Raw genomic sequence first — 11,153 nt, 5'->3', positions numbered from 1 at the left:
AACACTTCAAGGACGGTGGGGACCGGCGGTTGTTCCGGCCCCCCGTCCCGGCCTGTCGCCGGGTGCGTGGTTCAGTGGTTGAACGCGGCGTCGAAGGACGCGCTGGGCGGCTCGAAGTCGAAGGCCTTCAGGCGGGTCAGGGCCTCGGGGGCGCCCTGGAGCCGGTCCATCCCGGCGTCCTCCCATTCGACGGAGACGGGGCCCTGGTAGTCGATGGAGCGCAGCATCCGGAAGACGTCCTCCCAGGGCACGTCGCCGTGCCCGGCGGAGACGAAGTCCCAGCCGCGCCGCGGGTCGCCCCAGGGCAGGTGGGAGCCGAGGCGGCCGTTGCGGCCGTCGAGGCGCTTGCGGGCCTCCTTGCAGTCGACGTGGTAGATGCGGTCGCGGAAGTCCCACAGGAACCCGACCGGGTCGAGGTCCTGCCACACGAAGTGCGACGGGTCGAAGTTCAGCCCGAAGGCGGAACGGCGGTCGACCGCGTCCAGCGTGCGCAGGGTGGTCCAGTAGTCGTAGGCGATCTCGCTCGGATGCACCTCGTGCGCGAACCGCACGCCCTGCGCGTCGAAGACGTCCAGGATCGGGTTCCAGCGCTCGGCGAAGTCCTCGTAGCCGCGTTCGATCATCGACTCGGGGGCGGGCGGGAACATCGCGACCAGGTGCCAGATGGCGGAGCCGGTGAAGCCGATGACGGTGTCGACGCCGAAGGCGGCCGCGGCGCGCGCGGTGTCCTTGATCTCGGCGGCGGCCCGCTGCCGCACGCCCTCCGCGTCGCCGTCGCCCCAGATCCTCCCCGGCAGGATGGCCCGGTGCCGCTCGTCGATGATGGCGTCGCAGACGGCCTGGCCGACCAGGTGGTTGGAGATGGCCCAGCACTTCAGGCCGTACTTGTCGAGGAGCTGACGCCGCGACTCGACGTAGGAGGGGTCGCTGAGCGCCTTGTCGACCTCGAAGTGGTCGCCCCAGCAGGCGAGTTCGAGTCCGTCGTAGCCGAAGTCGCGGGCCAGGCGGCAGACCTCTTCGAGGGGGAGGTCGGCCCACTGGCCGGTGAAGAGCGTGAAGGTACGGGGCATGGCCAAAGCCTCCTCAGGCCGCGATCGGGGTGTAGACGGAGTTCTTCTCGGCGCTCTCCTCCACCGCCGCGAGGACGCGCTGGACCTGGAGCCCGTCGGCGAAGGAGGGGTCGGGGCGGCGGCCCTCGGCGACCGCGTGGACCAGGTCGCGGGCCTGGTGGACGAAGGTGTGCTCGTAGCCGAGGCCGTGACCGGGCGGCCACCAGGCGTCGAGGTAGGGGTGGTCGGGTTCGGTGACGAGGATGCGGCGGAATCCGGAGCGGGCGTCGGGCTCGGTGCCGTCGTGGTACCAGAGTTCGTTGAGCCGCTCCAGGTCGAAGGCGAGCGAGCCGCGCTCGCCGTTGAGTTCGATGCGCAGGGCGTTCTTGCGGCCGGTGGCGTACCGGGTGGCCTCGAAGGAGGCGAGGGCGCCGGAGGTGAAGCGGGCGGTGAACAGGGCGGCGTCGTCGACGGTGACCTGTCCGGTGCCGCCCGCCGAGACCGCGCCCAGTCCACGCGCCGCCCCGGCGAGCGGCCGTTCCCGTACGAAGGTCTCCGTGAGCGCCGACACCCCCGCGAGCTGCTCTCCCGCCAGGTACTGCGCCAGGTCCACGATGTGCGCCCCGAGGTCGCCGAGCGACCCGGAGCCGGCCAGCTCCTTGCGCAGCCGCCAGGTCAGCGGGGCCTGCGGATCGACCAGCCAGTCCTGGAGGTACGACACCCGGACGTGCCGCAGGGTGCCGACGCGGCCCTCGGCGACCATCCGGCGGGCCAGCGCGGTGGCGGGCACCCGGCGGTAGTTGAAGCCGACCATCGCCAACTGGCCGCGCTCGTACGCCGATTCGGCGGCCGCCGACATCGTCTCGGCCTCCTCGACGGTGTTCGCGAGGGGTTTCTCGCACAGGACGTGCTTGCCGGCGGCCAGCGCGGCGATCGCGATCTCGGCGTGGCTGTCGCCGGGTGTGCAGATGTCGACCAGGTCGACGTCGTCCCGGGCGATCAGCGCCCGCCAGTCGGTCTCGGCCGCCGCCCAGCCGTGCCGGTGGGCCGCCGCGCGCACGGCCGTCTCGTCCCGCCCGCAGAGCGCGGCGAGCACCGGCTGCCGGGGCAGGTCGAAGACGCGGCCCGCGGTGCGCCAGCCCTGGGAGTGGGCGGCGCCCATGAAGGCGTAGCCGACCATGCCGATGCGCAGCGGGGGCTTCTCGGACGCGGTCCCTTCGAGCGCTTGCGGCTGTGCCATACGGATGTCCTCCTCGTCGTCATGGCGCGGTGGGGGGTGGGGCCTGACCGGTTTGAGGGAGGTCAGGCCCGTCGGGCGGGGCGCCTCACTCGAAGCCGGTGGACATGTACTGGTCGACGTTGGTCTTGTCGACGACGGCCGAGTAGAGCGTGATCGACGCCGGGATCTCGTACTCGGCGAGGCCGCCGACGCCCTTGCCCTGGCCGAGGGCGCGGGCGAGGTCGATCGCGGAGGCGGCCATGGTGGGCGGGTAGAGGACGGTCGCCTTCAGCACGCCGTCGTCCTGCTTGATGGCCTGGAAGGCGGAGAGCGCGCCCGCGCCGCCGACCATCAGGAAGTCGTCCCGGCCGGCCTGCTCGATGGCGCGCAGCGCGCCCACGCCCTGGTCGTCGTCGTGGTTCCACAACGCGTCGAACCGCGACTGCGCCTGGAGCAGCTGGGCCATCTTGGCCTGCCCGGACTCGACGGTGAACTCGGCGGCCTGGCGGGCCACCTTCCTGATGTTGGGGTAGTTCTTCAGCGCGTCGTCGAAGCCCTGGGTGCGCTGCTGGGTCAGTTCCAGGTTGTCCAGTCCGGCCAGTTCGATGACCCGGGCGTCGGGCTTGTCCTTGAGCTGCTCGCCGATGTAGTGACCGGCGTTGAGGCCCATGCCGTAGTTGTCGCCGCCGATCCAGCAGCGGTACGCCTGCGGGGTGTTGAAGATCCGGTCCAGGTTGACCACGGGGATCCCGGCCCGCATCGCCTTGAGCCCGACCTGGGTGAGCGCCTTGCCGTCGGCGGGCAGGATGACCAGCACGTCGACCTTCTTGTTGATCAGGGTCTCGATCTGGCCGATCTGCGCGGCGGTGTCGTTGGAGCCCTCGGTGATCTCCAGCGTCACGTCCTGGTACTTCTCGGCGCGGCTCTTGGCGTTCTCGTTGATCGCGTTGAGCCAGCCGTGGTCGGCCTGCGGTCCGGCGAAGCCGATGGTGACCTGCTTGCCGGGCTGGTCGTCGGCGGCGGGTTGGGTGTCGGCGGCCTGTTCCTGCTCCTTGGGCTCGTTGCTGGTGCACCCGGCGAGCAGGGCACCGGCCGAGACGGCGGCGGTCCCGAAGAGCAGTCCTCTGCGACTGGTGAGTTGCTGCGGCATGGCGGTGAACCCTTTCCTCAGGTCGTGCTCGCGGTACGGCGCTGGACCAGCACGGCGGCGACGATGATCGCGCCCTTGGCGATCTGCTGGACGTCGCTCTGCAGGTTGTTCAGGGCGAAGATGTTGGTGATCGTGGTGAAGATCAGAACGCCGAGCACGGAGCCGACGATCGTGCCGCGGCCCCCGCTGAGCAGCGTGCCGCCGATGATCGCGGCCGCGATGGCGTCGAGTTCGTACAGGTTGCCGTTGGTGTTCTGACCGGAGCCGGACAGGATGATCAGCAGGAACGCGGCGATACCGCAGCACAGGCCGGAGAGCAGGTACAGATACAGCCGCTGACGGCGTACGTCGATGCCCGCCAGCCGGGCCGCCTCCGCGTTGCCGCCGACGGCGACCGTGCGGCGGCCGAAGGTGGTGCGGTTCAGCAGCAGCCAGCCGATGATCGTCACGACCGCGAAGACGAGGACGAGCGGCGGGACGCCGAGCACGTACGCGTCGCGCTCGCCCAGGTCGAGGACCGAGGACACCGTGACGATCTGTGTCCTGCCGTCCGTGATCTGCAACGCCAGTCCGCGCGCCGAGGCCAGCATGGCGAGGGTGGCGATGAAGGGAACCATCCCGCCGTAGGCGATGAGCAGTCCGTTGACCAGGCCGCAGCCCAGGCCGACGAGCACCGAGGTGAAGAGGATGCCGCCGAAGCCGAACTCCTGGGTGGCGACGGTGGTCGCCCAGACGGAGGCGAGGGCGACGATCGCGCCGACGGAGAGGTCGATGCCGCCGGAGGTGATGACGAACGTCATGCCGACGGTGACGACGCCGATCACGGAGGCCTGGGTGAGGACGAGTTGGAGGTTGCGGGTGTCGAGGAACTCGTCCGGTTTGGTGATGCCGCCGATGACGACGAGGGCGGCGAGCACGCCGAGCAGGGACAGGGTGCGGACGTCGGCGCGGGCCATCAGGCCGCGCCAGGCGGGGGGTTGAACGGCCGACGGCACCTTGTCGGTGCTGCCCCGCGGCGGGGAGACGGGCTGCGTCATGACGCCGGGCTTCCTTCCATCACGAGGTCGAGTACGCGGTGTTCGTCCAGCTCTTGGGCGGGCGCGGTGTGCACGACCCGGCCCTCGCGCAGTACCAGCACGCGGTCGGCGAGGCCGAGCACCTCGGGCACCTCGCTGGAGACCAGCAGCACCGCGAGGCCTTCGTCGGCGAGGCGCCGGACGACCGCGTACAGCTCGGCGCGGGCGCCGACGTCGACGCCGCGGGTCGGTTCGTCGAGCAGCAGGACGCGGCAGCCGCGCAGCAGCCAGCGGGCGAGGACGGCCTTTTGCTGGTTGCCGCCGGAGAGGGTGCGGACCGGCACCGTGGGGTTGTCGGGCCGCAGCGACAGCTCGCGGGTCGCGGAGCGCGCGGCGCCCAGTTCGGTGGCCCGGTCGATCCAACCCGCCTTCGAGAAACGGGGCAGGGAGGAGATCGAGACGTTGCGGGTGACCGACTCCAGCATCAGCAGGGCCTGCGCCTTGCGTTCCTCGGGGGCGAGCCCGAGTCCGGCGCGGACGGCGGCACGGACGCTGCCGGGCTTCAAGGGGCGCCCGTCGACGAGGACGTGACCGGCGGTGGGCTTGCGGGCGCCGTAGACGGTCTCCAGGATCTCGGAGCGCCCGGAGCCGACGAGTCCCGCGAGGCCGACGATCTCACCGGGGCGGACCGTCAGGTCGAACGGCTCGAACTCGCCGTCCCGGGCCAGTCCCCGCACTTCCAGCAGCGGCTCACCGCGCCCCGGCGAAGCAGGGCGCTCGGGGAACACGTACTCGACGTTCCGGCCGGTCATCAGCGCCACGACGTCACGCGTCGGCGTCGACTTCGCGGGCAGTCCGCCCGCCACCGCCCGGCCGTCCTTCAGTACGGTCACCCGGTCGCCGATCCGGCGGATCTCCTCCAGGCGGTGCGAGATGTAGACGACGGCGACGCCGTCGGCGGTGAGGTCGCCGACGATCCGGAAGAGGTTGTCGACCTCGTCGGGGTCGAGGGCGGCGGACGGCTCGTCCATCACGATCAGCCGTACGTCGTGGGAGAGCGCGCGGGCCATGGAGACGATCTGCTGCTGGGCGGCCGACAGCTCGCCGACGAGCCGACCGGGGTCGATCTCCGGATGCCCGAGCCGCTTCAGCAGACGGGCTGTCGACTCCTTCGCCGTCTTACGTCGTACGACGAACCCCGCGGCCGTGGGTTCATGGCCCAGGTGGACGTTCTCGGCGACCGACAGGTGCTCCACCAGGTCGAGTTCCTGGTAGATGGTGGCGATGCCGAGGCGCATCGCGGCGATCGGCGAGCGCAGGGTGACCGGTTCGCCGCGCCAGCGGATCGTGCCGGTGTCGGGCTGGTGCGCTCCGGCCAAAACCTTGATCAGGGTGGACTTCCCGGCGCCGTTCTGGCCGAGCAGGCAGTGCACTTCACCGGCCTGGACGTCGAGGTCGACGCCGTCCAGGGCGCGGACGCCGGGGAACGACTTGGTGATGCCGGACATGCTGAGCAGCGGTGGTTCTGGTGCCATGTGGGTTCCCCCTGGCTGGCGTGCGGGGCCGGTTTCAGGGCAGGGCGAAGCAGGGAGCTGTGCTGGTGGTGTCGGCGTACGCGGTGCTTACGCGGGTGAGAACAGGTGATCGCTGATCAGCCGGGCCGCGCCGATGACTCCGGCGGTGGGGCCCAGCTCGCCCAGGACGATGGGCAGGTTGCCGGTCGCCAGCGGCAGCGACTGGCGGTAGACCTGGGTGCGGATCGCGGCGAGCAGGGTGTGGCCGAGGCCGGTCACCCCGCCGCCGATCACCACCAGGCCGGGATTGAAGAAGCTGACCAGGCCGGCGATGACCTGGCCGGTGCGGTTGCCGCCCTCGCGGATCAGTTCGAGGGCGGTGGCGTCGCCCGCGGCGGCCGCGGCGGCGACGTCCACGGCGGTGAGGGTGCCGTTCGTCTCCAGGCGTGCCGCGAGTTCGGCCGACTGCCCTTGCTGGGCGGCCTCCAGCGCGTCGCGGGCGAGGGCGGCGCCGCTGAAGTGGGCTTCCAGGCAGCCCCGGTTGCCGCAGGCGCACGGACGTCCGTCGGGCACGGCCTGGATGTGCCCGATGTCGCCTGCGGAGCCCGTCGTACCGCGGTGGACCGCGCCGCCGACGACGATGCCGCAGCCGATGCCGGTGCCGATCTTGACGCAGAGGAAGTCGCCCACGGGGCGTGCGACGCCCGCGTGCATCTCCCCCATCGCCATCAGGTTCACGTCGTTGTCGACCATGACCGGGCAGCCGAGTTCCTGGCTGAGCGCCTCCCGCACGGGGAAGCCGTCCCAGCCCGGCATGATCGGCGGCGCCACGGGGACGCCCTCGGGAAAGCGGACCGGGCCCGGGACGCCGATGCCGGCGCCGTCGAACCCCTCCGCGAGCCCGGAGGCCCGCAACTTGGCGGCCATGGACAGCACTTGCTCGAAGACCGCGACGGGTCCCTCGCGCACCTCCATCGGCTGGGTGATGTGGCCCAGGATCTCCAGCTCCGCGTTGGTGACCGCGACGTCGATGGAGGTCGCGCCGATGTCGACGCCGAGGAAGCGGAGGTTGGGTGCGAGCCGGATGTTGTGCGAGCGGCGGCCGCCGCGGGAGGCGGCGAGTCCGTCGGCGACGATCAGGCCCGTCTCCAGCAGCCGGTCCACCTCCACTGCCAGCTTGGACCGTGAGAGGTCGACCTGATCGCCCAGCTGGGCCCGGGAGTTGGGCCCGCCGTCGCGAAGGAGCTTCAGCAGCCTTGCCTGGTGGGCGTTCGCGGGTCGTGCGGTCATTCGTCTCACGAGCCCCTCCCCGCCTCGAATCGGCCATCGCTGTCCGGCTTTCGAGGGGGAACGTAGCAGCGGCTGCCGGGAGTGGGAAGAAGCTGCGCGGGAATTGCCGTGCACTTTTTCCACTCGCAGGACAAAGGGTGGGCGCCGAGGCCGTCCTTACGTTCGGTGGCCGGGGGCGTTACCTCGCGGGTGATCGACTCGCGGACGGCATGTGGCGGAGGGTGGTGACCCGTTCGCACTCCCACCCCGGAGGTGCTCCCCCATGGCTGACCACACCGTCCTGACCAGCCCGGACGCCCAGCTGGCCGCGGTCCCCTTCGCCGGGGAGCTGGGGCTGAGCCTGGAGGAGGCGACGCGCTGAACACAACGCCCGCACGCCCCCGGCCCGACCCCGCAGCACGCCCCCACAGCCCCCGACGGAGATCGTGCGATCACGCGCCCTGCGCATACCCCTCACAGCCCCTAAGGGCGCGGCCGCTCGTGGTACGACTTGCGTGTGTGCTCCGTGTGGGCGCGCATGATCTCCGTGGCCCGCCGCTCGTCACGCGCAGTGATCGCGGCGATCAGCTCCCGGTGTTCGATCCAGGACTGCTTGCCGCGCTGCCGGGCGACCGGCGTGTAGTACCAGCGGACCCGGCGGTCCACCTGCGCGGCGAGTTCGGCGAGGACGGCGTTGCCCGCCAGTTCCATGACCTTGGCGTGGAAGCGGGCGTTGAGCGCCACCGCGCCGTCCACGTCGTCGGCGGCGACCGCGCGCTCGCCCTCCACGCACAGCTCCTCCAGGACCGCGACTCCGGCGCTGCCCGCGTTCGCGGCGGCGAGCCGGGCGGCCTCGGCCTCCAGCAGCGTACGCACCGTCAGCAGCTGGTCGGCCTCCTCCTCGGTCGGCTCGTGCACGAACGCGCCCTGCGCGGGCCGCAGATCGACCCACCCCTCGGTGTTCAGCCGCTGCAACGCCTCGCGCACCGGCTGCCGGGAGACGCCGAGGTGCCCGGCGAGTTCGCTCTCGACCAGGTGCTGGCCGGGCTGGAGGGCGCGGGTGGTGATGAGTTCGAGCAGCGCCTCGTAGACGCGGTCGCGCAGCGGGCCGGGACGTTCGAGCTTGGGCACCGCACCTTGCGGCAGTCCTGTCGACAACATCGGTCCCCCTCCTGGGCAGGGCCGGGCACAGCAGACTTCAACGCCAGAGCAACCTCGGAGCCGTAAAGCCCTGGAAAAGACAGTATCAATTGCCTTTTGTCTACAGTCTACGGTGCACAATGGCTACCGGATCAGGGAGTTGGCCTCGTCACACCCTCACGGACAGCGGACGACCTGCCCCGCGTACGACAGGTTCCCGCCGAACCCGAACAGCAGCACCGGATCCCCCGTCGAAATCACCCCCTGCTCCACCAGCTTGGAGAACGCGAGCGGAATGCTGGCCGCCGAGGTGTTCCCGGACTCGGCGACATCGCGTGCGATGACCGCGTTGACCGCGCCCAGCTTCTCGGCGAGCGGCTCGATGATCCGCAGGTTGGCCTGGTGCAGCACCACCGCGGCGAGGTCCTTGGGCGCGTACCCGGCGCGCTCGCAGGCCTGCCGGGCGAGCGGCGGCAGTTGGGTGGTCGCCCACCGGTAGACGCTCTGCCCCTCCTGGGCGAACCGCGCGGGCACACCCTCGATCCGCACCGCGTGCCCCATGTCCGGCACCGACCCCCAGAGCACCGGCCCCACTGCCGGTTCGTCCGAGGCCTCCACGACGGCGGCCCCCGCCCCGTCGCCGACGAGCACGCACGTCGTGCGGTCGGTCCAGTCGGTGACGTCGGACATCTTGTCGGCGCCGATGACCAGCGCCCGGCTCGCCGCCCCCGCCCGTACGGTGTGGTCGGCGGTGGCGAGGGCGTGGGTGAAACCGGCGCAGACCACGTTGACGTCCATCGCGGCGGGCCGCGGGACGCCGAGCCGTGCCGCGACCCGGGCGGCCATGTTCGGGGAGCGGTCGACCGCCGTCGAGGTGGCGACGAGGACCAGGTCGATGTCCCCCGGCGCCAGCCCGGCCGTCGCCAGCGCCTTGGCGGCGGCGTGCGCGGCCAGTTCGTCGACCGGTTCGTCGGGCCCGGCGATGTGCCGGGTGTGGATGCCGACCCGGGTTCTGATCCATTCGTCGCTGGTGTCGACCATGCCCGCCAGGTCCGCGTTGGTGAGCACCTTGGCGGGCTGGTAGTGGCCGACGGCGGCGATGCGCGAGCCGTTCATGGGCGGTCCCCTCGTTGCTGCCGGATGCGGGATCCACCAGTCTGGTCAGCGACTCACGAGTAACAGTGCAGGCAAAGGCACAGGAATGGGAACCCGGGGTTGTCGGTTTCCCGCAGCTTCGGTGAACGGCCCCTCATCCGGTGAACAGCTGTGTCGCCTTCCGTACGAGTTCGTACAGGCCGTACGCGAGCGGCGCGCCCACCCACAGCCAGGCGAACGCGATCAGTGGCCGCCGGTCAGGCGGACTCTGGCTGTTGTCGTTCGACATCGACGGCCTCCTGACGGGGTGCGGGGATGTGGTGACGGGGGTGGACGGGGCGGACGAGTTCGTTGGCGACGAAGCCGACGACCAGCAGCCCGATCATGATGGTGAACGACAGCCCGTACAGGGACGCGCCGTGCTTGCCGGCCTCCTCCTGCCGGTCGGCGACCCAGTTGACGATCAGCGGCCCGAGCACGCCTGCCGTGGCCCAGGCGGTGAGCAGCCGCCCGTGGATCGCACCGACCTGGTGGGTGCCGAAGAGGTCCTTCAGATATGCCGGAATCGTCGCGAAGCCGCCGCCGTAGAAGGAGAGGATGACCAGCGCGCTCAGGATGAACAGCGGCTTGGACGAGTCGCCGAACAGCGCGATGAGCAGGTACATCAGCGCGCCCACGCCCAGATAGACGCGGTAGATGTTCTTGCGCCCGATCAGGTCGGACGTCGACGACCAGGCGATGCGGCCCGCCATGTTCGCCGCCGAGAGCAGCGCGACGAACCCGGCGGCCGCCGTCGCCGAGACCGGTGTCGAGGTGTCCGCGAAGAAGTCCGTGATCATCGGCGCGGCCTTCTCCAGGATGCCGATGCCGGCGGTCACGTTCATGCAGAGCACGACCCACAGACACCAGAACTGCGGTGTGCGCACGGCGCTGTTCGCCGACACCTGTACGCCCTCGACCACGCTCGGCCCGGACGCCACCGGCTTCTCGGATCGCGGCACCCGCACCAGCACCACGCCGAGCAGCATGAACACGGCGTACGACAGCCCGTGCACCAGGAAGGCGAGCGCGATCCCGGAGCTGTCGGAGCCGAACGACTCCAGCATCTGCGCCGACCACGGTGAGGCGATCAGCGCGCCTCCGCCGAAGCCCATGATGGCGATGCCGGTGGCCATGCCGGGCCGGTCCGGGAACCACTTGATCAGCGTGGAGACCGGTGAGATGTAGCCGATGCCGAGGCCGATCCCGCCGACGAAGCCGTAGCCGAGGACGATCAGCCAGTACTGTTCCGTCGCCGCGCCGAGCGCGGACAGCACAAAGCCCGACGAGAAGCACACCAGCGCCACGGTCATCGCCCAGCGCGGCCCGTTGCGCTCCACGAGCGTGCCGCCGAACGCGGCCGACAGGCCGAGCATGACGATGCCGAGCTGGAAGGGCAGCGCGCTCTGGGTGCCGCTGAGGCCGAGCGCGGATTCGAGGGGTGGCTTGAACACGCTCCAGGCGTAGGCCTGCCCGATGGAGAGATGGACGGAGAGCGCGGCGGGCGGCACCAGCCAGCGGCTCCATCCCGGGGGTGCGACGGGGGGACTCATGGGACCCGGACGGTAGGAAGGATCAAGGGAGTTGAGAAGACGGCGGGTCGACCGTATGCGATGAGCGGTATCCAACCTGCGCCGAACGGTCATGGTACGGACCCTTGTC

The 11,153-nt window shown here is 70.9% G+C and carries 10 protein-coding genes; all 10 read right to left on the bottom strand.

Translation table 11 applies throughout. From position 1 onward, the window contains the following. Positions 1 to 71 precede the first annotated feature (71 nt). Entirely contained in the window at positions 72 to 1,070 is a 999-nt protein-coding gene (locus KWI83_RS00710) for a sugar phosphate isomerase/epimerase (RefSeq protein WP_218512247.1), read from the bottom strand. 13 nt (positions 1,071 to 1,083) lie between these two features. Next, positions 1,084 to 2,289 (bottom strand): Gfo/Idh/MocA family protein, encoded by a 1,206-nt coding sequence (locus KWI83_RS00705; RefSeq protein ID WP_218512246.1) that lies wholly within the window; start codon positions 2,287 to 2,289, stop codon positions 1,084 to 1,086. Between the two features lie 85 nt (positions 2,290 to 2,374). Beyond that, positions 2,375 to 3,418, bottom strand: a complete 1,044-nt coding sequence (locus KWI83_RS00700; RefSeq protein WP_218512245.1) for a substrate-binding domain-containing protein — start codon at positions 3,416 to 3,418, stop codon at positions 2,375 to 2,377. Positions 3,419 to 3,435: 17 nt separating this feature from the next. Further along, complete coding sequence (locus KWI83_RS00695) at positions 3,436 to 4,455, bottom strand: ABC transporter permease (protein ID WP_218512244.1); 1,020 nt, start codon at positions 4,453 to 4,455, stop codon at positions 3,436 to 3,438. Next, on the bottom strand, positions 4,452 to 5,969 hold the full coding sequence (locus KWI83_RS00690; RefSeq protein ID WP_218512243.1) for a sugar ABC transporter ATP-binding protein: 1,518 nt from the start codon (positions 5,967 to 5,969) through the stop codon (positions 4,452 to 4,454). Before KWI83_RS00690 ends, KWI83_RS00695 begins: the two co-directional genes overlap by 4 nt. 87 nt (positions 5,970 to 6,056) lie before the next feature. Beyond that, complete coding sequence (locus KWI83_RS00685) at positions 6,057 to 7,238, bottom strand: ROK family transcriptional regulator (protein WP_218512242.1); 1,182 nt, start codon at positions 7,236 to 7,238, stop codon at positions 6,057 to 6,059. Between the two features lie 462 nt (positions 7,239 to 7,700). After that, positions 7,701 to 8,378: a GntR family transcriptional regulator gene (locus KWI83_RS00680; RefSeq protein WP_218512241.1), complete on the bottom strand. Its 678-nt coding sequence runs from the start codon at positions 8,376 to 8,378 to the stop codon at positions 7,701 to 7,703. A gap of 156 nt (positions 8,379 to 8,534) precedes the next feature. Further along, entirely contained in the window at positions 8,535 to 9,473 is a 939-nt protein-coding gene (locus tag KWI83_RS00675) for a beta-ketoacyl-ACP synthase III (RefSeq protein WP_218512240.1), read from the bottom strand. Between the two features lie 133 nt (positions 9,474 to 9,606). Then, positions 9,607 to 9,741, bottom strand: coding sequence for a hypothetical protein (locus KWI83_RS38015; protein ID WP_256361597.1), 135 nt, complete (start codon positions 9,739 to 9,741; stop codon positions 9,607 to 9,609). After that, complete coding sequence (locus tag KWI83_RS00670) at positions 9,710 to 11,044, bottom strand: OFA family MFS transporter (protein ID WP_218512239.1); 1,335 nt, start codon at positions 11,042 to 11,044, stop codon at positions 9,710 to 9,712. The genes KWI83_RS38015 and KWI83_RS00670 overlap by 32 nt, the downstream gene beginning before the upstream one ends. Positions 11,045 to 11,153 lie beyond the last annotated feature (109 nt).

This window comes from Streptomyces sp. TRM70350 (assembly GCF_019219825.1).
In the GTDB taxonomy this organism is placed as follows: Bacteria; Actinomycetota; Actinomycetes; order Streptomycetales; family Streptomycetaceae; genus Streptomyces.
The sequence above is the reverse complement of the archived record's forward strand: the minus strand, read 5'-3'. Positions and strand labels throughout refer to the sequence as shown.

Coding starts and splice junctions, on each gene's coding strand:
- KWI83_RS38015 (WP_256361597.1), bottom strand. CDS start 9,741: ATGTCGAACGACAACAGCCAGAGTCCGCCTGACCGGCGGCCACTGATC.
- KWI83_RS00700 (WP_218512245.1), bottom strand. CDS start 3,418: ATGCCGCAGCAACTCACCAGTCGCAGAGGACTGCTCTTCGGGACCGCC.
- KWI83_RS00695 (WP_218512244.1), bottom strand. CDS start 4,455: ATGACGCAGCCCGTCTCCCCGCCGCGGGGCAGCACCGACAAGGTGCCG.
- KWI83_RS00690 (WP_218512243.1), bottom strand. CDS start 5,969: ATGGCACCAGAACCACCGCTGCTCAGCATGTCCGGCATCACCAAGTCG.
- KWI83_RS00675 (WP_218512240.1), bottom strand. CDS start 9,473: ATGAACGGCTCGCGCATCGCCGCCGTCGGCCACTACCAGCCCGCCAAG.
- KWI83_RS00680 (WP_218512241.1), bottom strand. CDS start 8,378: ATGTTGTCGACAGGACTGCCGCAAGGTGCGGTGCCCAAGCTCGAACGT.
- KWI83_RS00670 (WP_218512239.1), bottom strand. CDS start 11,044: ATGAGTCCCCCCGTCGCACCCCCGGGATGGAGCCGCTGGCTGGTGCCG.
- KWI83_RS00710 (WP_218512247.1), bottom strand. CDS start 1,070: ATGCCCCGTACCTTCACGCTCTTCACCGGCCAGTGGGCCGACCTCCCC.
- KWI83_RS00685 (WP_218512242.1), bottom strand. CDS start 7,238: ATGACCGCACGACCCGCGAACGCCCACCAGGCAAGGCTGCTGAAGCTC.
- KWI83_RS00705 (WP_218512246.1), bottom strand. CDS start 2,289: ATGGCACAGCCGCAAGCGCTCGAAGGGACCGCGTCCGAGAAGCCCCCG.